The following is a 20,768-nucleotide window of genomic DNA, read 5'->3' on the forward strand; positions in this document are numbered from 1 at the left end:
GTCCCGCCCGACTTCGAACCTCCGTGCGAACTACGGGGCTCCGGCCGCCGTGAACGGCCGGTCCGGCCGTCGCCGTCAGCCGGAGACGCTCGCCCGGCCGTTCTCGATGTGTCCCATGAGCCGGCGCCGGAAGCCGCCCTCCCCGTCGACGGTGACCTCCAGGTCGTACCAGCCGTGCGCGTCCGCCGCCGAGTGCACCACCGTGCGGCTGCGTCCCGGCTTGACCTTGACCGTCCTGGTCCAGTCGCGCAGGTCCGCCTCGTCGACGTATCCGAGCGGCCGCACGGTGAAGGTAAGCGTCGTCCGTCCGTTGTTGCGCAGGACGAGATGCAGATCCCGCTCGTGCGCGTCGATCCGCGAGCCGACCTCGGCACCGGCCGGGACGGCGCCCTCCGCGGGCCCGGCGAACTCGCGCCGGAAGCCGTTGGGGCCCGTCACCGTGAACCGGTACGCCGAGCCGTTGACGGGCACCGACCAGTGCGCCGTGCCCTTCACGTCGCGGTGCTGCGGCACCGGGAACTCGCCCGCGTACGGGTACAGCGTGAAGTGCGCGGAGGAGCGGCCGGTGTTGCCGAGCGTCACGCGCACCTCGCCGCCCGCCAGCCGGGCCTGCGCGTCCGGCTGGTACGGCAGCGGGCGGGCCGGGCGCACCCCGGGCTCCTGTGCGGGCATGTGCTGCACGAGCGGCGGCCTCGGCGCCCAGCGTCCGGTGAACGGCGGGATGGCGCCGGGCTGTTCCACGTCGGGCCGCCGCCGTGCGCGCTTGAAGTCGAAGGCCGCGGTCAGGTCGCCGGTGACGGTGCGCCGCCAGGCGCCGATGTTCGGCTCCTCCACCCCGGTCCAGCGCTCCAGGAAGCGGATGACGGAGGTGTGGTCGAAGACCTCGGAGCAGACGTAACCGCCCACGGTCCAGGGCGAGACGACGAGCAGCGGGACCCGCATGCCGAGACCGGTCGGCTTGCCCTCCCACCGCTCCTCGGCCACCTCCGGCGGCGCGACGGGCGGCGGCACATGGTCGAAGAAGCCGTCGTTCTCGTCGTAGTTGATGAGGACGGCGGTGTGCCGCCAGACCTCGGGGTGCCTGCCCAGCGCGTCCAGGATCTTGTAGACGATCGTCGCGCTGTGGACCGGCGAGGAGACGCTCGGGTGCTCGGAGTCGAGGGCCGACGGGACCAGGTAGGAGACCTCGGGGAGGGTGCCCGCCGCCACGTCCTTGGCGAACTCGTCGGCCAGCGTGCCGGTCTCCACCCGGCGCAGCCCGCGCTCGAAGAGGCTGCGCTCGGTCCTGCCCAGAGTGGCGGCGCCCTGTTCGAGCAGCCCGAACAGCCGCTCCCGCTCGGCGGCGTCCGCGTCCCGGACGGCCGAGTAGAACGACTCCATGTACGTGTGGCCACCGGTCCTCGCCAGCGCCTTGCGGGCGATCGCCTTGAAGGTGGCGAAGAACTCGATCTGGTTGTCGGTGAAGTTCTCCCACTCGGTGTACGTGCGCCAGCTGCGGCCCGCCTTCTCCAGCCGCTCCGCGTAGGTGCCCCAGTCGTACCCGGGGTGCGTGCCCTCGTCGTACGCGTCGTTGCCGACGGCCCGCTTCCCGTTCGGCTCGTAGCCCGTCCTCCCGCTCCAGAGGTGGTTGCGGTTGGGGCTGGTCGAGGAGTGGATCGAGGAGTGGTAGGCGTCGCAGACCGTGAAGGTGTCGGCCAGTTCGTAGTGCAGCGGGATGTCGCGGCGGTCGTAGTACGCCATGGTGGCGGCCGTCTTCACGCTCACCCAGCCGTTCATCCAGCCGTCGGCCCACGCTCGGCCGCCGCCGTTCCAGGAGTGGTCGAGCGCGCCGATGTACTGGAGGTCCTTCTTCTGCGTCTCGGCGGCTCCCCGCACCGGGAACGGCAGCACGGAGGCGCCGAGCGGGGCGGGCTGCTCGAAGACCGGCCTGCCGGAGGGCAGCTCGATCGCGTTGCGGTCGCCGAAGCCGCGCACGCCCCGGAGCGCGCCGAAGTAATGATCGAAGGAACGGTTCTCCTGCATCAGGATCACCACGTGCCTGATGTCCCGGAGCCCACCGCCACCGGACCCGGCCGGGTGCGCCGGCTGCGCGGCCATCGCGGCCTGCAGCGACGGCGGCAGCAGCGACCCCGCCGCCGCGGCGCCGAGCGCGCCGCCACCGAGTGCGAAGAGCCGTCGCCGTGAGATGTCCGTGGTCAAGTGAGCCTCCCGAGTCCTGTCGTATGGCCGGGAACGTAATCACACCAGGTGGCCTCGGGAAGGACTCCGTACGGCTCGGTGGTGAACGTCCAACACGTCGGCCGGAAAGTCCAACCGCCCCCGGAGGCCCGCGACGGTCCGGCGCCGGGTCGCCCACGAGGTCCGGCCCCGAGGCACCCGGCCGGTCCCGGCCCGAGGTGCCCGCAGCCGTCCCGGTCCGAGGGAGGCGCCAGGCCGTCCCGGTCCATGGCGCCCGCAGGGGCCCGGCCGAGGCTCGCGCGGCGGTCCGGGGCGGTCGCCCCCGCCCGGCCGACGTTGACCGGCGCGGCACCCGCGCGGCAACCTTGTGCACCGTCAATTCCAGTCACTGGGGGGACAGTTGAACAGTGGGTCGCACCACATCGGGCCGGACTCCACGCCGGACAGATACCGCCTGCTCAACTCCATCGGGAGGGGCGGCGAGGCCGTCCTCTACCGGGCCGAGATCGAGCTCGACGGGGCGCCCGAGACCGTGGTCGTGAAGGTGCTGGACTCCAGGACCACGATCAGTGTCGAGCAGTTCCGGCGGCTCAGCGCCAGGTGGCAGGACCAGGCGGAGCTGCTGCGCTTCGTGAACCGTCCCGGTGTGGTCGGGGTGCGCGAGCATTTCGAGGGGCCTCCCATCCACGGCCGGGGCGACGCGTCGACCGCGGCCGGACGGTCGCTCGTCCTGGTCATGAACCATGTGGAAGGGCTCGACCTGCGCGACTGGCGGGAGGAGCGGACCCTCGCCACCCACGCCGAGCGCCGGGAGGTGCTGCGGACCCTCGAACAGCTCGCGGACGTGCTGGACTGGCTGCACTCGGGGCGGGCGACGCCCTCCGGCCGCGCCGTCGTCCACGGCGACCTGTCCCCGGGGAACGTCATGGTCGACCGGCACGGCCAGGCCACTCTGGTCGACTTCGGGCTCAGCAAGCTGACCGCCGACCATCAGACGGCGGAGGTCTGGTTCACCCCGGGCTACGCGGCGCCGGAGGTCTTCGAGGGCAAGCGGACGCCGAACACCGACCGGTACGCGTTCGGCGCGATCGCCTACTTCCTGCTCAGCGCCCAGTCCCCGCCGAGCGCCCCCGAGCAGCTCCGGGCGGCGCTGGCCGCGCTCCCCCAGGTGGCGGCGGCGGACCGGGACCGGGTCGAGCGGATCCTGCGGATCTGCGCGGCCGAACCCGACCGACGGCCGGAGAGTCTGTCGGTGTGGGTGAAGGACCTGCGCCCGACGGTGGTGTCGACGACGGTCACCGGCGCCCCGGCCGTCCCGGTGCGCGACGCGGTACCCGGTACGGCCGGGGCGCCGGACACGGCACCGGGGTCCGCCGTGACCCCGGCCGTACCGCCGCCGCCCCTGGCCCCGCCTCCCGGCTCCACACCCGCGACGGCACCGGGCGAGGGCGCCCCGCCCGCCTTCCCGCCGCCGATCACCGCCTCCGCCGATCCCGGGGTGCCGCTGCCCGCAACGGTGAATCCGGGCCCGGCGACGAGGCCCGACCCGGCCCGGGGAGCGGGCCCCGGTCCGCGTCCGCACGACGCACCGCCCGCGTCGCCTCAGCCGCCGGCACAGCCTCCGCACGACATGCGGCCCCCGCACTCCACGCAGCCTCCGCGACCGTTCCAGGACCCCACTCAGGAGACACAGGTCCCGGCCGCTGCGCCGAGGAACGGGAGCCGGAAGCGGATCGCCCTGTCGGCGGCGGCCGTGCTGGTCGCCGCCGCACTGGGGGCGGGCGGGGCATGGGCGCTGCTGCGCGGCGAGGACGGCGACCGCTCCTCGGCGGACGCGGTCGGCGCGTCCGCACCGGCGGACGCGGACCCCGGCCCGGACGCGTCGCCGGACGATTCCGAGGGCGCGGACGACGAGGGCGACGACCCGTCGCCGGACCCGTCGACGCCCGGGGTCGCCGACAACGCCACGGAGGTCTCGCTGACCACGCTGAACCCGGTGGCCGACGCCGACGGCTTCGAGGTGGGCTCCGCGAACCTCAACACCCAACTGCACACGGACGCCTATGTGGCATCGCCGGACTGCACCACCGAGCCGTACATGGAGTTCAACCTCGGGCGCGCCTGGACCACCTTCGACCTGACGGCGGGGATCGACGACGACTCGTACTACGAGTCGGGACGGCTGACCGTCAAGGTGGACAACACCACGCTCTGGGTCGGGACGCTCGAACTGGGCAAGCCGCAGCGGCTGTCCCTGAAGGTGGCGAACGGGCTGCGGCTGCGCATCCAGGTGGACGAGAACTGCGACGGCGCGAAACTCGCGCTCGGCACCCCGCTGCTCAAGCGGTAGACACGGGCGACGGCCCGGACCGCGCACGAGGGGCGGACCGCCCGGGACGGCCTGCTCGGACCGCCCGCCCCGCCCCGCCCCGCGTCACACCCCGATCAGCCGCAGCGCGCCCCACAGCGCCACCGTCGAGAGGCCCAGCGTCGCCGGTACGGTCAGCAGGCCGAGCCGGGTGAAGTGGCCGAGCTCCGGCGCGGCGTCGTGGCTGTGCAGGATGCGGCGCCAGAGCAGGGTGGCGAGCGAGCCGACGTAGGTCAGGTTCGGGCCGAGGTTCACACCGATCAGTGCGGCGAGCACGGGCCCGGGACCGGCCGCCGCCACGACCGGGAGCAGGGCGAGGATCGCGGGCAGATTGTTGATCAGATTCGCGAGCAGGGCCGCCACGACGGCCACCGCCAGCAGCGCGGGAAGCGACGAACCGTCCGGGAGAAGGGCGTCGATCCCGGTGCCGAGCCCGTGGCCGACCACGGCCTGGACCACGATGCCCAGCGCGAGCACGAAGAGGCAGAACAGCGGATGGGCGGAGCGCACGAGCCCCGTGACGGTGGTCTCGCGCTTCGCCAGCGCGCGCACCGCCAGCACCCCGGCCCCGGCCAGCGCCGCCCACAGCGGCTCCGCGCCCGCGAACGAGGTGACGACGAAACCGCCCAGGGTCAGGGCGAGGACGACGAGCGTGAAGACGGGGACGCCCGGACGGTCCTCCTCCGGCTCCGCCCGGCGGGCGCCCGCGGCCAGGTCGGCGGCGAAGAACCGGCGGAAGACGGCGTACTCGACGGCGATGGCGGCCAGCCACGGCAGGGTCATCAGCGCGGCGAAGCGGGTGAAGGAGAGGCCGCTCGCGGTGAACGCCAGGAGATTGGTGAGGTTGGAGACGGGCAGCAGCAGGGACGCCGAGTTGGCCAGGTGCGCGCAGGCGTAGACGTACGGGCGCGGACGGGCTCCGACCCGGGTCACGGTGGCGAGGACGACGGGGGTCAGCAGGACCACGGTCGCGTCCAGGCTGAGCACGGCGGTGATCGCCGACGCGACGACGAAGACGCCGCCGAGCAGTGGCCCGGTCCGGCCGTCGCACAGCCGGGCGACGAGATCGCCTGCGGCCCGGAACAGCCCCTCGTCCGCGCAGAGCTTCGCCAGTACCAGGATCGCCGCCAGGAAGCCGACGACCGGCAGCAGATCGGCCACCCGGTCCCGGGCCTCCGGCCACGACACCGCGCCGATCGCCGTCACCAGCACGGCCGCGGGCACGGCGGCCGTCGCCTCCGGCAGCCCCCGGGGGCGTACGACGGCGAAGGCCAGCACGCCGAGCAGCAGGACGGCGGAGACGATCCCGACGGTGACGGTGTTCAACGGACTGCGGACTCCCCGGACGGGTGCGGTGGACGGTGGCCGGGTGACGTGGACACCGACCCGGGCGGGTGGCCTGGCGGGGCGAGCGGGTGCGGAGCCGGGACCGGGGCATCAGCGGCTGACACGGCCGAAGGGGCGGTGCACCCGGCTCGCGGGTGCACCGCCCCTTCCGGACGTACACGGGAACCGCCCGTGCGGCGGCCGGATCAGCCCTCGACGCCGAGCTTCTCCAGGATCAGCTCGCGCACCCGGGCCGCGTCCGCCTGGCCGCGGGTGGCCTTCATGACCGCGCCGACGAGCGCGCCCGCCGCCGCGACCTTGCCGCCGCGGATCTTGTCCGCGACGGCGCCGTTGGCGGCGATGGCCTCGTCCACGGCCGCGCCCAGCGCGCCCTCGTCCGAGACGACCTTCAGGCCGCGCTTCTCGACGACGGTGTCCGGGTCGCCCTCGCCCGCGAGGACGCCCTCGATGACCTGGCGGGCCAGCTTGTCGTTGAGGTCGCCCGAGGCGACGAGCTCGGCCACCCGGGCGACCTGCGCCGGGGTGATCGGCAGCTCGTCGAGGCCGCGGCCGGTCTCGTTGGCGTTACGGGCCAGCTCGCCCATCCACCACTTGCGGGCCTGGTCCGAGGGGGCGCCCGCCTCGGTCGTGGCGACGATCAGGTCGACCGCGCCCGCGTTGAGGATGGACTGCATGTCGTGCTCGGAGACGCCCCACTCCTCCTTGAGCCGGTTGCGGCGCACCCGCGGCAGCTCGGGGAGGCCGCCCCGGAGCTCCTCGACCCATTCCCGGGCCGGGGCGACCGGCACCAGGTCGGGCTCGGGGAAGTAGCGGTAGTCCTCGGCGTTGTCCTTGATGCGGCCGGACGTGGTCGAGCCGTCCTCCTCGTGGAAGTGACGGGTCTCCTGCACGACCGTGCCGCCGGAGCCCAGCACCGCGGCGTGGCGCTGGATCTCGAAGCGGACGGCGCGCTCGACGGAACGCAGCGAGTTCACGTTCTTCGTCTCGGAGCGCGTGCCGAACGTCTCGGTGCCGTTGGGGCGCAGCGACAGGTTGACGTCGCAGCGCATCTGGCCCATCTCCATCCGGGCCTCCGAGACGCCGAGCGCCTTGATGAGCTCGCGGAGCTCGGCGACGTACGCCTTGGCGACCTCGGGGGCACGGGCGCCCGCGCCCTCGATCGGCTTGGTGACGATCTCGATGAGCGGGATGCCGGCGCGGTTGTAGTCCAGCAGGGAGTGCGAGGCGCCCTGGATGCGGCCGGTGGCACCGCCGACGTGGGTCGACTTGCCGGTGTCCTCCTCCATGTGGGCGCGCTCGATGTGCACGCGGAAGACCTCGCCGTCCTCCAGCTGGACGTCCAGATAGCCGTTGAAGGCGATCGGCTCGTCGTACTGGGAGGTCTGGAAGTTCTTCGGCATGTCCGGATAGAAGTAGTTCTTCCGGGCGAAGCGGCACCACTCGGCGATCTCGCAGTTCAGCGCGAGGCCGATCTTGATGGCGGACTCGACGCCGATCTCGTTGACGACCGGCAGCGCGCCGGGCAGTCCGAGGCAGACCGGGCAGGTCTGGGAGTTGGCGTCCTGCTTCAGCTCGGTCGAGCAGCCGCAGAACATCTTGGTCTTGGTGCCGAGCTCGACATGGACCTCCAGGCCCATGACGGGGTCGTAGGACGCGAGGGCGTCCTCGTACGACACCAGGTCGGTGACAGTCACGGTGAAACTTTCCCTCTCAGCCCAGCAGTACGTCGTCGTCGCCGATGCGCTTGAGTTCGCGCAGCAGCAGGGCGATACCGGTGGCGATGGCGGCGGCGGAGACGACGGCGTCGACCAGCCGGAGCGTGTCGTGCTCGGAGCGGGCCTGCTTGGCCTGCCTGATGACACCGAGCGCCCCGAAGGCGGTGGTGCCGATGGACAGGTACGTACCGGTCTTGGACTTCTTGAAGCCCTTGGCCTTGCTCAGCGCGTTCACAGTGACGGAGCCTCCTCCAGCAGCGGATGTCCCCACTTTTCCACGAAGGCGGCCTCGACGGCGGCTCCGACCTTGTACAGCCGGTCGTCCTTCATGGCGGGGGCGATGATCTGCAGACCGACCGGCAGACCGTCCTCCGGGGCCAGACCGCAGGGCAGCGACATGGCGGCGTTGCCGGCGAGGTTGGTCGGGATGGTGCAGAGGTCCGCGAGGTACATCGCCATCGGATCGTCGGCGCGCTCGCCGATCGGGAAGGCGGTGGTGGGCGTCGTCGGCGAGACGACTACATCGACACCACTGCCCTGCTCGAAGGCCCGCTCGAAGTCCCGGGTGATCAGGGTGCGGACCTTCTGCGCGGAGCCGTAGTACGCGTCGTAGTAGCCGGAGCTGAGCGCGTACGTGCCGAGGATGACGCGGCGCTTGACCTCGTCGCCGAAACCGGCCTCGCGGGTGAGCGCGGTGACGTCCTCGGCGGACTTCGTGCCGTCGTCGCCGACCCGCAGGCCGTAGCGCATGGCGTCGAAGCGGGCCAGGTTGGAGGAGCACTCGGACGGGGCGATCAGGTAGTACGCCGACAGCGCGAGGTCGAAGGACGGGCAGTCCAGCTCGACGATCGTGGCGCCGAGCGACTTCAGCAGCTCGACCGACTCGTTGAACCGCTGGACGACGCCGGCCTGGTAGCCCTCGCCGGAGAACTGCTTGACGACGCCGACCCGCATGCCCTCGACGCTGCCGTTGCGGGCGGCCTCGACGACCGGCGGGACCGGGGCGTCGATGGACGTCGAGTCCATCGGGTCGTAGCCGCCGATCACCTCGTGCAGCAGCGCCGCGTCCAGGACCGTGCGGGCGCAGGGCCCGCCCTGGTCGAGGGAGCTGGAGAACGCCACCATGCCGTAGCGGGAGACGCCGCCGTAGGTGGGCTTGACGCCGACGGTGCCGGTGACGGCGGCGGGCTGGCGGATGGAGCCGCCGGTGTCCGTGCCGATGGCCAGCGGGGCCTCGTACGAGGCGAGCGCGGCCGAGGAGCCGCCGCCGGAACCGCCCGGGATCCGCGTGAGGTCCCACGGGTTGCCGGTCGGGCCGTAGGCGCTGTTCTCGGTGGAGGACCCCATGGCGAACTCGTCCATGTTGGTCTTGCCGAGGATGACGACGTCGGCGTCCTTCAGCTTCTTGGTGAGGGTCGCGTCGTACGGCGGGATCCAGCCCTCGAGGATCTTGGAACCGACGGTGGTCGGGATGCCCTCGGTGGTGAAGATGTCCTTGAGCGCGAGCGGGACACCGGCCAGCGGGCCCAGCTTCTCGCCCGCCGCCCGCTTCGCGTCGACGGCACGGGCCTGCGCGAGCGCGCCCTCGCGGTCGACGTGCAGGAAGGCGTGGACCTTCTCGTCGACCGCGTCGATCCGGGCCAGGTGCGCCTCGGTGACCTCGACGGCGGTCAGCTCGCCGGACGCGATCTTCTCGGCGATCCCGGCGGCGGTGAGCTTGATGATGGTGCTGTTGTCCGTCATGGTTTCAGTCCTCCCCCAGGATCTGCGGCACCTTGAAACGCTGCTGCTCCTGGGCCGGGGCGCCGGAGAGCGCCTGCTCGGGGGTGAGCGACGGACGGACCTCGTCCGCGCGCATGACGTTGGTCAGCGGCAGCGGGTGGGAGGTCGGCGGTACGTCTTGGTCGGCGACCTCGGAGACGCGGGCGACCGCGCCGATGATGTCGTCGAGCTGACCGGCGAAGTGATCGAGCTCTTCGCCCTTCAGCTCCAGACGCGCCAGCCGGGCGAGGTGGGCGACCTCCTCGCGCGTGATGCCAGGCATGCAGCGATCCTCAGGGGTTGGTGTGCGGTTTTGGCCCAATCCTATGGTGTCGGCCGCCACCGCTCCCCCCACCCGGGTGAACGCCCTGGTCGGGCGGCCGATCGGGGTCGGCCGCCCTCGCCGTCGCGGACGCGGGCCGGACGGTCGCGCCGTCGCGCACCCGTGTCGGACGGTGGCGGCGCACGTCGGCGGTCAGGTCGTCGCGGGCCGCGAGTCGACCGTCCGGCCCGGAGGGCGCTGCTCCACCTCCGGCGTCGCAGCGGCGGCGGCCGCGGCTGCTGCCGCCGCCGCCAGCTCGGCCGGTCGGCGCCAGCCGTGCTCGCCGCGCGCCCGCAGCCAGGCCGTCGTCTCCTGCGGCGGCATCGCCGCGGCGACCAGCCATCCCTGCACGGCGTCGCAGCGCAGGTCCCGCAGCCGCTCCCAGGTCTGGTCGTCCTCGACGCCCTCCGCGACCACCAGCAGGCCCAGCGAATGCGCCAGGTCGATGGTGCAGCGGACGATCTCCGCGTCCTCGTTGTCGACGGCCAGCCGGGCCACGAACGACCGATCGATCTTCAGCTCGCTGACCGGCAGCCGCCGCAGATGGACCAGCGAGGAGTACCCCGTGCCGAAGTCGTCGAGGGACATCTTCACGCCGTGCCCGGTGAGCCCGGCCAGGGTGTCGGCGGCGCGCTGCGGGTCCTCCAGCAGCACATGCTCCGTGATCTCCAGCTGGAGCGCCCCGGCCGGGACGCCGTGCCGGGCGAGCCGGGCCGCGACGCTGCCCGCGAATCCGGGGGTGTGGACGTCGCGCGGCGAGACGTTGACCGCGACCGGGACGAACAGCCCCTGCGCCCGCCACCGGGCGACCTGGGCCAGCGCCGTCTCCAGGACGTACTCCGTGAGGTGCGGCATGAGCCCGGACGACTCGGCGATGGCGATGAACTCGTCCGGAGGGACCCGCCCGCGCTCCGGGTGCACCCAGCGCACCAGCGCTTCGAGGCCGGCCACCTGGCCGTCGAAACGGACCTTCGGCTGGTAGTGGAGCTCCACCTCACCGGCGTCCAGCGCCCGCCGCAGGTCGCCGAGGAGCCCGAGCCGGTCGGGGGTGTTGCTGTCCCGCTTCGACTCGTACACCTCGACGCCCGTGCGGTCGCGCTTGGCCTGGTACATCGCCACGTCCGCCCGCCTGAGCAGACCCTCCGCGTCCGGTGCGTGGTCCGGGTGGACGGCGACCCCCGCGCTGGCCTCCAGAACCAGGGTCAGACCGTCCAGGTCCAGCGGCGAGGACAGCGCCGCGACCAGGTGGCGGGCGACCCGCTGGGCGCTGGTCGTGGAGTCGGTGGTCGGCAGGAGCACGGCGAACTCGTCGCCGCCGAGCCGCGCGGCCTCCGCCCCGCGCGGAAGCGCGAGCCGGAGCCGCTCCGCTATCTGCAGCAGCAGCCGGTCCCCCGCCAGATGGCCGAGGGTGTCGTTGACCGCCCGGAAGCGGTCGAGATCGATCAGGACGAGAGCGGATCTGGCCCCGACGGCCTCGGCGTCCTCCAAGGCCGTCCAGATGCGTTCCAGCAGCCACTGCCGGTTGGGCAGCCCGGTCAGCGGGTCGCGCAGCTGCTCCTCCGCCCGGGCCCGCGCGATCCAGAGGGTGGAGTCCAGGGCGATGAGCGGCACCGCGAACAGGGGCAGGAGCACCGGCATGGTCATCGCGACCACGCAGATCAGCGGTGCGATGCCGATCAGCGCCGCCATGAGGAGGCCCTGCCGGAGCAGGGCGGTGCGGGCGACGGTCGGCAGTCCGCCGCCCTGGGGGGCTCCCGCGTACCAGAGCAGGAGGCGGCTGACGAGCAGATAGGTGCAGGCGGCCAGCAGGATCTCGGGGAGGTCGGTGATGCCCCAGTCGAGTGGCTGCCAGGGGTATTCGACGGTCTGGACGTCGCCGAACGCGGCAAGGACCAGGGCCGCCGCGCCTATGCCCAGGATGTCCACGGCTCCGTGCAGCAGCCCCTGCCACCAGCGTTGCCGACGGGCGACTCCGACGAGCACGACGACGACCAGGCTCACCAGCCCGGCGGCCAGCCAGCCGTAGAGCAGCAGCACGGCGAGCGTGAGGGCGGCCCCGGAACCGGCGCCGCCCGACCACCGGTCGCGTCCGAGCGCCACCAGATGGCCGACGACGACACCGGTGAGGACGGCGAGGGACCAGCCGACCTCGCCGTCCGGAAAGAGTGCGCGCCCCTCGCTCAGGGCCCAGTAGAAACCGGTCACGATCAGAACGAAGGCGAACACGACGGCAACGGCACCCACCTTGGGCGTGAGGCCGACGAAACCTTGCAGCCGCGACACCGGGGCGGCGCTCTCGGTCGGTTTCATTCCGTCCCTCTCACAGCCGGCGGTGCCCATGTCACCCGATGGTTCAGTTCCATGCCACCACGACCCGGAATTCCCATCCGCGGCCGGGCACGGCAGACGCACATCTCAACAGTAGGCCGCAACAGGCCGATAAGGGCAGCGCTCTACCGCTCTTGCCCGAATGCGAACCGACCCTTCACCAGCATCTGATACGCGCCGTTCGGGTGAACCCGCCCAACTGGGGGCAACCCTTGCCCCCTTCCGCCCGCATATGACGCCTCTGTTCCTTTTTGTTCGTCATATGCCCCTGGATTCACCCCTTCGACCGGCCGGGGTCCCGTCCTCGCCCCGTCTCTCATTCCGCCGGTTCCGCGACGGACGCGGCAGCCTCGCGCGCGGCCTCCGGTCCCTGTTCGAGCAGCACGGTGAAGCCGTCCTCGTCCAGCACGGGCACCTTCAGCTGCACCGCCTTGTCGTACTTCGAACCGGGGTTGTCACCGACGACCACGAAGGAGGTCTTCTTCGACACCGAACCCGTCACCTTCGCCCCGCGACTCTGCAGCGCCTCTTTCGCGCCGTCCCTGGTGTGGCCGGACAGCGTGCCGGTGACGACGACGGTGAGCCCTTCGAGCGGGCGCGGCCCCGCCGCCTCCCCCGCTTCCTCGTCCTCCATCCGGACCCCGGCCTCCCGCCACTTGCGCAGGATCTCGCGGTGCCAGTCCTCGGCGAGCCACTGCTTCACCGAGGCGGCGATGATCCCACCGACCCCGTCGGCCTCGACCAGCTCCTGCTCGGTCGCCTCGTCGATCCGCTCGATGGAGCGGAACTGACGGGCCAGCTCGGCCGCCGCGACCGGGCCCACGTGCCGGATGGAGAGCCCGGTGAGGACCCGGGCGAGCGGAGCGTTCTTGGCCGCGGCGATGGCGTCGAGCATGGCGAGCGCGTTCTTCTTCGGCTCGCCCTGCTGGTTGGCGAAGACCCAGGCGGTCTTCTCCTCGCCGGTCTTCGGGTCGCGCCTGGGCAGCCCGCTGTCCGGGTCACGGACGTAGGCGCGGATCGGCAGGAGCTGTTCGACGGTCAGCCCGAAGAGGTCGCCCTCGTCGCGCAGCGGCGGCTCGGCGGGTTCCAGAGGCTGTGTCAGGGCCGCCGCCGCGACGTAGCCGAAGTGGTCGATGTCGAGGCTCTTGCGGCTCGCGAGGTAGTAGACCCGTTCCCGCAGCTGGGCGGGGCACGAGCGCGCGTTGGGGCACCGGAGGTCGACATCGGCCTCCTTCATGGGCTTCAGCTCCGTACCGCACTCCGGGCAGTGCGTCGGCATCACGAACTCCCGCTCGGTGCCGTCGCGCAGATCGACGACCGGACCGAGGATCTCCGGGATCACGTCGCCCGCCTTGCGGAGCACGACCGTGTCCCCGATGAGGACGCCCTTCGCCTTCACCACGTTCTGGTTGTGCAGGGTGGCGAACTCGACCTCGGAACCCGCCACCTCGACCGGCTCGACCTGCGCGTACGGCGTGACGCGGCCGGTGCGGCCGACACCGACGCGGATGTTCACCAGCTTGGTGTTGACCTCCTCCGGCGGGTACTTCCAGGCGATCGCCCAGCGCGGCGCGCGCGAGGTGGAGCCCAGCCGGCCCTGGAGCGGAATCTCGTCGAGCTTGACGACGACACCGTCGATCTCGTGCTCCACGGAGTGCCGGTTCTCGCCGTAGTACGCGATGAACTCCCGTACGCCGTCCAGCGAATCCACCACCTTGTTGTGCCGGGCGGTGGGCAGGCCCCATTCGTGCAGCAGCTCGTAGGCGTGCGAGAGACGGTCGATGTCGAGGCCCTCACGGGCGCCGATGCCGTGCACCACCATGTGCAGCGGGCGGGTGGCGGTGACCTTCGGGTCCTTCTGGCGCAGTGAACCGGCCGCCGCGTTGCGCGGGTTGGCGAACGGCTTGTCCTCCGCCGCGACCAGCCGGGCGTTCAGCTCCTCGAAGGCGTGCATCGGGAAGAAGACCTCGCCGCGGATCTCGACCAGCTCCGGGATCCGGTCGCCCTTCAGCCGGTGCGGGATCTCGGCGATCGTACGGATGTTGGGCGTGATGTCCTCGCCGGTCCGGCCGTCGCCCCGGGTCGCGGCGCGGGTCAGCCGCCCCTGCTCGTACGTGAGGTTGACCGCGAGACCGTCGACCTTCAGCTCGCACAGGAAGTGGTAGCCGGTGGTGGCGACGTCCTTGGCGATCCGCTCGCCCCAGGCCGTCAGCTCCTCCTCGGCGAAGGCGTTGTCCAGCGACAGCATCCGCTCGCGGTGCTCGACGGACGTGAATTCCGTCTGGTACGGACCCGCCACCTTCTGCGTCGGCGAATCCGGCGTGCGCAGCTGCGGGTACTCCTCCTCCAGGCCCTCCAGTTCGCGCATCAGCCGGTCGAACTCGGCGTCGCTCACGACCGGCTGGTCGTTCACGTAGTAGCGGAAGCGGTGCTCCTCGATCTGTTCGGCGAGGAGCGCGTGCCGCTCCCGGGCCTGTGCGGGCACCGCCGTCTGCTGTTCGCCGGCCATCGTTCCGTCCTCCCGTTACCCGTGACCCCGTTACTCAGGGTTGTCTGCGAGCGATCTCGCGGCCCGGGCGCAGTGGGCGAGCGCGGCGCGCGCGTACGCGGGCGAGGCGCCCGCCAGTCCGCACGCCGGGGTGATCACCACGGACCGCGTCAGCGTCCCCGGATTCAGCCCCAGCCTGCGCCACAGCGTCCTGACTCCCATGACGCTACCGCCCGGGTCGGGCAATCCGCCCGAGGCCGGGTCGGTGCCGGGCACCACTCCGAAGAAGATCTGGGTGCCGCCCTCGACCGCCTCCCCGATCGCTTCCTCCTCACGCTCGGTGAGCAGCCCGAGATCGAACGAGATCCCGTCCGCCCCCGCCCTGCACAGCAGCGCGAACGGTACGTCGGGGGCGCAGCTGTGCACGACCGTCGCCCCGTCCCCGGCCACCGCCAGGACGTCGCGCAGGGCGCCCTCCACGATCTGCCGGTCCACGGCCCGGTAGGTGCGGTAGCCGCTGGCCGTCCTGATCCCGCCGCGCAGGACACCGGTCAGCGACGGTTCGTCGAGCTGGAGCACCACGTCGGCACCGGGCACCCGGCGCCGCACCTCCGCGAGATGGGCGCGCAGCCCCTCCGCCAGTGAGGCCGTCAGGTCACGGCAGGCCCCCGGGTCGCCGAGCGCGGCCTCGCCGCCCCGCCGTTCCAGTGCGGCGGCCAGCGTCCACGGGCCGACGGCCTGGACCTTGAGCGGCCCCTCGTACCCCTGGGTGAACTCCTCCAGGGCGTCGAGGTCCTCGCCCAGCCAGGACCTGGCCCGCCGGGTGTCCCGGCCGGGCCGGTCGCTGACCCGCCAGCCGCTGGGCTCGACGTGCCCGTACAGGTCCACGAGCAGCCCGACGGTCCGCCCGATCATGTCCGCACCGGGCCCACGGGCCGGGAGCTCCGCCAGATACGGCAGCCCCTCGCCGTCCCCGAAGGACCCGGTGACGGTCTTCGCCGCCTCCCGCGCGTCTCCTCCGGGCATGGAACCGATTCCGGTGGCCCGGCAACCCTCGAACTTGTTCGTCTCGCTCACGTGGGAAGCCTAAAGGCCGTCCACGGCACGTGTTGCGGGACCGCCGCCGGACCGGACCGTCACCGCGCAGGACGACCGCCCGATCCGCGCGGGCGGCCCGGCCGCGTACGGTCCGGGCGGTCGGCGGCCGGGGCGCGCGAGGGTCAGCGGCCGGGGCGCACCCTGAGGTCGGTGACCTCGGCGTCGCGCGGCAGGTCGAGGGCCGTCAGGATCGTGGTGGCCACCGACTCCGGGTCGATCCAGCGGGAGGGGTCGTACTCCTTTCCCTCCTGCTGGTGGACCTTGGCCTGCATGGGGCTGGCGGTGCGTCCCGGGTAGACGGAGGTGACCCGGACCCCGTTCGCGTGCTCCTCCTGGCGCAGCGAGTCGGCGAGCGCCTTCAGACCGTGCTTGCTCGCGGCGTACGCGGCCCACTCCGCGGACGCCGCGAGCCCGGCGCCGGAGTTCACGAAGAGCACATGCCCCTGGGCGACCCGCAGCTGCGGCAGGAGGAGCCGGGTCAGCTCGGCGGGCGCGACCAGGTTGGCGTTGAGCTGGAAGTGCCACGCCTTGGGCGTGAGATCGCCGACCGCGCCGAGCTCCACGACGCCCGCGACGTGCAGCAGCGAATCGACCCGCTCCGGCATCGTCTGGTGGGCGAACGCCCAGGACAGCCGGTCCGGGTTGGCGAGGTCGCCGACGAGCGTACGGGCGCCGGGGTGCAGCTCGGCGAGCTCCTTGGCGCGGGCCGCGTCGCGGGCCACCAGCACGGCCTCGTCACCGCGCTCCAGAAGACGACGGGTGACGGCTGCGCCGATGCCGGACCCGGCGCCGGTGATGACATGTGTGGGCATACCGCCATGATCTCATCACGCCGCCGGGCCGCCGGACGTGTCCCGGAGCCGCGCACCGCGCCGCCGCACACGCCGGTCGGCGCGTGACCACGCGGCCCGCGCGACGGCGTCAGCGCTGCTTGGCCGCGTCCTCCAGGTGGGCCAGGGCGCTCGCGCCGTCCTTGGCGAAGAACACCAGGTCGGTGAGCGGGATGGGGAGGAAGCCCTCGTCCTCCATCCGCTGGAACTGCTGGTGCAGCCCGTCGTAGAAGCCCGCCGTGTTCAGCAGGACGATCGGCTTGTCGTGCTTGCCGTGCTTCTTCAGCTCCAGGATCTCGGTCGCCTCGTCGAGCGTCCCGGTGCCGCCCACCATGATCACGACGGCGTCGGCCTTCTCCAGGAGCAGCGCCTTGCGCTCGGCGAGATCGCGGGCGATCACCATCTCGTCGGCGTTGCTACGCGCCTTGTCGGCGAGGAAGTCGACCGACACGCCGACCAGCCGTCCGCCCGCCTCCTGCACGCCATCGGCGACGACCTTCATCAGCCCGCTCTCCGAACCGCCCCAGACGAGGGTGTGCCCGCCCTTGCCGATCAGCTCGGCGAATTCACGGGCGGGGCGGGTGTAGCGGTCGGCGAGGTCGGCGGCGGAGAGGAAGACGCAGATGTTCATAGCGGACACCGTAGAGGTCGCCACCGGCGGGCCATGCCACCGGGCCCGTTTCCGGCCATGCCGAGAGGGCGGTGAAGGCCGGGGGAAAGGCCCGGAGGGCATGGACGACGGGGGAAGAAAACGGCCCGCGACTCGGCTGAACAAGGCATGACCTCCACACAGGGACACCAGGGGCACCCAGGACACGCGGGACACCGCATCACCGTCGAGCCCGGCACCGAGCACGTACGGGTGGTCCACGACGGGCAGGTGCTCGCCGAGAGCCGCCGCCCGGTCGTCCTGCGCGAGACGGGCTGCCCGGTCCGCTACTACCTCCCGCCCGAGGACGTCCGTACGGACCTCCTGACGGCCTCGGACACGCGGACGCACTGCCCGTTCAAGGGCGACGCCTCCTACTGGTCGCTTCCGGACGCGGCCGATCTCGTCTGGGCCTATCCCGATCCGAAACCCGAAGTCGCCCCGATCAAGGACCACTTCTGCTTCTACGAAACCGAGACGGTCACCGGATGAACGTCCACCACTGACCACCCCACGACAGCGGCTGCGGTGCTCAACCACCGCCCCGGCCTGCGGACTTGAGGAATCCCAAAGAATCTTGGGCCGCAGCGATGAGTTTTCGGGAGGGCGGTGGTCTGCACTCGCATGGACAAGACTCTCTCCCGCGACGGCACCGTGATCGCCTATCGGCGCCGGGGTGAAGGACCGCCGGTGGTCCTGGTCGGCGGAGCACTGGGCACGGCGGCGACCGAGGCGCCCCTGGCACGCCTCCTCGCCCCGCGCTTCGGTGTGGTCACGTACGACAGACGCGGACGCGGCTCCAGTGGCGACAACGGCCCGTACGCGGTGGAACGCGAGATCGAGGACCTGGCCGCGCTCATCACGGCGGTGGGCGGCCGGGCCTCGGTGTTCGGAGTGGGCGCGGGCGGAGCGCTGGCCCTGGAGGCCGCCGCGGCGGGGGTGCCCGTCGACCTGCTGGCGGTGTACGAGCCCACGTACACGCCCGGCGCCGCCGGGGCGCAGTTCAAGGCGTCCTGCACGGCCCGCCTGCACCGTCTGCTGTCCACCGAGGACCGCGCCGGGGCCGTGGAACTGTTCCTGTCCGTGACGGGCGTCCCGGCCGACACCGTCGCCAGGATGCGGCGTGCTCCGCTGTGGCAGGACCTGGTGTCGCTGGCCCACACCCTGGCGTACGACGACGCGCTGCTCGGCGACGGTTCGATCCCGGCCGAGCGCTTCGCCTCCATGACGGCCCGGACCCTGGTGGTGTGCGGCGGTTCCAGCACCGCCCGGGCCCACCGGTCGACCCGTGCCCTCGCCGCCGCCGTTCCGCGTGCCCGCCATCGCACCCTGACGGGCCAGACCCGCGACCTGGCGCCCCAGGCGGTGGCCCCGGTGCTGACGGAATTCTTCGCCGAGGACACGCGCCCCCTGCTCCGGGCATCCTGACCCCCGCCCTCCGGCACGGCCGCACCCGCACGGGGGTCGGGCGAGGCCGTGTCGGAGGCGCGGGAACGCCGGCACGGGGCAGGACACGGCCGGGGCGGGCCCGCGGTCGAGCCCCGAGCGCCGACGCGAACCGGACGGTGCCGCCACCCGGCCCCGACGCGCCCTCCTCCACGGCGTATCCACCGTGCGAGGGTGACGACCATGCCGCAACAGGGTCATCGCCTCCGGTCCTTCAGATCCGCGTTCGGGCTCGCCCCGACGCGTTTCGCCGCATGCCGGAAGATCAACGCACCGGATCCGGAACACGCTTTGGCGGACGACGCCACGCTCTGCGGCATCCCCCGGAGGGAGGTGACGGTCCATCGGCACCTCTTCGCCACGGGGAATCCCGGGGCATGTCCGCACTGCGGGATGAAGGCGGAGCGGGGGTGAGATGCTGTGCGGGTGGCGCTCCCTGGTTCCCGCACGAAGACGACGGACATGTGGCTGCTGCCTCAGGACGAGATTCTCGTGGGGCAGCGGATTCGCGGCGCTCTCCCCGACGGCGCGTGGCTGTGCAGTCGGCCCGGCCCCGCGGGCCTGCACGAGGTGCATCTGCATCAGACGGTCGAACAGGCGCTGAGCTGCGGCGGGGTGCAGGCGTTCCTGCTCCTTCCGGCGGGAGCGGCGGCACCGGCCGGCGTCGTCACGACCGACGGGGTGACCACCCGGTCCGAGCTGCGGCATGCGGCCATCGTGCAGCTCCTGCGCTCACGCCGCGTCCGGGAGCAGGACGGCGAGGTCTTCCGAGCCGGACGTCTGGCGGTCCGCTGGAACGAACCCGACGTCGGCCCCGAGACGCACCAGCTCCTCACCGGACAGACGCGCCTGGTCTGGCAGGCGCTGCGATCCGCGACGCGGCCGGCCGCGTTCACGGACCCGACCGGCCGGAGGACGCACGGGCAGCGGATCGGGGCCGCCGCACACGCCCTGGTGGCCCGTACCGGCATGCCCCTGACGCGCGGAGGAGCCCAACGCCTGCACCTGGCGGCGAAGCCGCCCCGGCACTGAGGACACGGCCGCGCATGCGAAGCGCGCGCGTCGATCGGCCGAAGCCCCGCAGCACACGCCGGAGCGGTCAGCCTGCCGCTGCCGCGGCCTTTCGCCGGACCGTGGTCGCGATGGTCGCGGAGCCGACGACGCGGGTGCCGTCGTAGAGGACGACCGCCTGGCCCGGGGCCACGCCGCGGACCGGCTCGGTGAAGGTGACGTGCAGGGTGTCGTCGACGAACTCCGCCGTCACCTCGGTCTCGCCGCCGTGGGCACGGAGCTGGGCGGTGTAGGTGCCGGGGCCGGTCGGGGCGGTACCGCACCAGCGGGGCTTGACGGCGGTGAGGGCGGTGACGTCGAGGGCCTCGACCGGGCCGACCGTCACCGTGTTGTTCACCGGGGAGATGTCCAGGACGTAGCGCGGCTTGCCGTCGGGGGCGGGGTGGCCGATGCGCAGGCCCTTGCGCTGGCCGATGGTGAAGCCGTACGCGCCCTCGTGGGTGCCGACCTTCGTGCCCGACTCGTCGACGATGTCGCCCTCGGCCGTGCCGAGCCGGCTCGCCAGGAAGCCCTGGGTGTCGCCGTCGGCGATGAAGCAGATGTCATGGCTGTCGGGCTTCTTCGCGACGGCCAGGCCCCGGCGCTCGGCCTCGGCGCGGATCTCGTCCTTGGTGGTGAGGGTGTCGCCGAGCGGGAACATCGCGTGGGCGAGCTGCTTCTCGTCGAGGACGCCGAGGACGTACGACTGGTCCTTCGCCATGTCGGAGGCCCGGTGCAGTTCGCGGCTGCCGTCCTCGCGGACGACGACGGTGGCGTAGTGGCCCGTGCACACGGCGTCGAAGCCGAGCGCGAGGGCCTTGTCGAGCAGCGCGGCGAACTTGATCTTCTCGTTGCAGCGCAGACAGGGGTTGGGCGTGCGCCCGGCCTCGTACTCCGCGACGAAGTCGTCCACGACGTCCTCGCGGAAGCGTTCCGCCAGGTCCCACACGTAGAACGGGATGCCGATGACGTCCGCGGCGCGGCGGGCGTCGCGGGAGTCCTCGATCGTGCAGCAGCCGCGCGCGCCGGTACGGAAGGACTGCGGGTTCGCGGAGAGCGCGAGGTGCACACCGGTCACGTCGTGGCCCGCCTCGGCGGCGCGGGCGGCGGCGACGGCCGAATCGACACCGCCCGACATCGCGGCGAGCACACGGAGGGGACGCTGGGAAGTCTGAGTCATAGCCCCAC

At 72.5% G+C, this 20,768-nt stretch carries 16 protein-coding genes; 4 read left to right on the forward strand and 12 right to left on the reverse strand.

The window, feature by feature from the left end; translation table 11 throughout:
• Window positions 1-75: 75 nt before the first annotated feature.
• A complete protein-coding gene (locus AB0E67_RS01065; RefSeq protein WP_362019263.1) occupies window positions 76-2,199 on the reverse strand; it encodes a phosphocholine-specific phospholipase C in 2,124 nt (707 codons plus the stop codon).
• A 379-nt stretch (window positions 2,200-2,578) separates the two neighbouring features.
• Here AB0E67_RS01065 and AB0E67_RS01070 point away from each other — a divergent pair, with 379 nt between their 5' ends.
• Entirely contained in the window at window positions 2,579-4,528 is a 1,950-nt protein-coding gene (locus AB0E67_RS01070) for a protein kinase (protein ID WP_362019266.1), read from the forward strand.
• An 84-nt stretch (window positions 4,529-4,612) separates the two neighbouring features.
• Here AB0E67_RS01070 and AB0E67_RS01075 read toward each other — a convergent pair whose 3' ends face one another.
• The 10 genes from AB0E67_RS01075 to AB0E67_RS01120 all read right to left on the reverse strand — a co-directional run bounded on the left by AB0E67_RS01075 (window position 4,613) and on the right by AB0E67_RS01120 (window position 17,066).
• Complete coding sequence (locus AB0E67_RS01075) at window positions 4,613-5,872, reverse strand: SLC13 family permease (RefSeq protein ID WP_362019269.1); 1,260 nt, start codon at window positions 5,870-5,872, stop codon at window positions 4,613-4,615.
• A gap of 206 nt (window positions 5,873-6,078) precedes the next feature.
• A complete protein-coding gene (gatB, locus tag AB0E67_RS01080; RefSeq protein ID WP_362019272.1) occupies window positions 6,079-7,587 on the reverse strand; it encodes an Asp-tRNA(Asn)/Glu-tRNA(Gln) amidotransferase subunit GatB in 1,509 nt (502 codons plus the stop codon).
• 16 nt (window positions 7,588-7,603) lie between these two features.
• A complete protein-coding gene (locus AB0E67_RS01085) occupies window positions 7,604-7,843 on the reverse strand; it encodes a hypothetical protein (RefSeq protein WP_073784684.1) in 240 nt (79 codons plus the stop codon).
• Window positions 7,840-9,351: an Asp-tRNA(Asn)/Glu-tRNA(Gln) amidotransferase subunit GatA gene (gene gatA / locus AB0E67_RS01090; RefSeq protein ID WP_362019274.1), complete on the reverse strand. Its 1,512-nt coding sequence runs from the start codon at window positions 9,349-9,351 to the stop codon at window positions 7,840-7,842. Before gatA ends, AB0E67_RS01085 begins: the two co-directional genes overlap by 4 nt.
• A gap of 4 nt (window positions 9,352-9,355) precedes the next feature.
• Window positions 9,356-9,652, reverse strand: a complete 297-nt coding sequence (gene gatC, locus AB0E67_RS01095) for an Asp-tRNA(Asn)/Glu-tRNA(Gln) amidotransferase subunit GatC (protein WP_015036350.1) — start codon at window positions 9,650-9,652, stop codon at window positions 9,356-9,358.
• 192 nt (window positions 9,653-9,844) lie between these two features.
• Window positions 9,845-12,001 carry a bifunctional diguanylate cyclase/phosphodiesterase gene (locus AB0E67_RS01100; protein ID WP_362019277.1) on the reverse strand — a complete coding sequence of 719 codons (2,157 nt, stop codon included), beginning with the start codon at window positions 11,999-12,001 and terminating at the stop codon, window positions 9,845-9,847.
• 334 nt (window positions 12,002-12,335) lie between these two features.
• Window positions 12,336-14,528, reverse strand: coding sequence for an NAD-dependent DNA ligase LigA (gene ligA, locus AB0E67_RS01105; RefSeq protein ID WP_362019280.1), 2,193 nt, complete (start codon window positions 14,526-14,528; stop codon window positions 12,336-12,338).
• 30 nt (window positions 14,529-14,558) lie between these two features.
• On the reverse strand, window positions 14,559-15,584 hold the full coding sequence (locus AB0E67_RS01110) for a methionine synthase (RefSeq protein WP_362019282.1): 1,026 nt from the start codon (window positions 15,582-15,584) through the stop codon (window positions 14,559-14,561).
• Window positions 15,585-15,727: 143 nt separating this feature from the next.
• Window positions 15,728-16,417, reverse strand: coding sequence for an SDR family oxidoreductase (locus AB0E67_RS01115; protein ID WP_362019284.1), 690 nt, complete (start codon window positions 16,415-16,417; stop codon window positions 15,728-15,730).
• Window positions 16,418-16,526: 109 nt separating this feature from the next.
• Window positions 16,527-17,066 (reverse strand): TIGR00730 family Rossman fold protein, encoded by a 540-nt coding sequence (locus AB0E67_RS01120; protein ID WP_362019287.1) that lies wholly within the window; start codon window positions 17,064-17,066, stop codon window positions 16,527-16,529.
• A 147-nt stretch (window positions 17,067-17,213) separates the two neighbouring features.
• Between AB0E67_RS01120 and AB0E67_RS01125 the strand changes: the two genes are divergently transcribed.
• From AB0E67_RS01125 to AB0E67_RS01135, 3 genes are all read left to right on the forward strand, one after another.
• Window positions 17,214-17,576 carry a DUF427 domain-containing protein gene (locus AB0E67_RS01125; protein WP_362019289.1) on the forward strand — a complete coding sequence of 121 codons (363 nt, stop codon included), beginning with the start codon at window positions 17,214-17,216 and terminating at the stop codon, window positions 17,574-17,576.
• 132 nt (window positions 17,577-17,708) lie between these two features.
• A complete protein-coding gene (locus tag AB0E67_RS01130; protein ID WP_362019291.1) occupies window positions 17,709-18,512 on the forward strand; it encodes an alpha/beta fold hydrolase in 804 nt (267 codons plus the stop codon).
• Window positions 18,513-18,956: 444 nt separating this feature from the next.
• The gene (locus tag AB0E67_RS01135) at window positions 18,957-19,562 is read left to right on the forward strand and encodes a hypothetical protein (RefSeq protein WP_362019294.1); all 606 of its coding nucleotides are present in this window, start codon (window positions 18,957-18,959) and stop codon (window positions 19,560-19,562) included.
• Between the two features lie 67 nt (window positions 19,563-19,629).
• Here AB0E67_RS01135 and mnmA read toward each other — a convergent pair whose 3' ends face one another.
• On the reverse strand, window positions 19,630-20,760 hold the full coding sequence (gene mnmA / locus AB0E67_RS01140) for a tRNA 2-thiouridine(34) synthase MnmA (RefSeq protein WP_362019296.1): 1,131 nt from the start codon (window positions 20,758-20,760) through the stop codon (window positions 19,630-19,632).
• Between the last annotated feature and the right edge of the window lie 8 nt (window positions 20,761-20,768).

The organism is Streptomyces sp. NPDC032161, assembly GCF_040636995.1.
GTDB lineage: Bacteria > Actinomycetota > Actinomycetes > Streptomycetales > Streptomycetaceae > Streptomyces.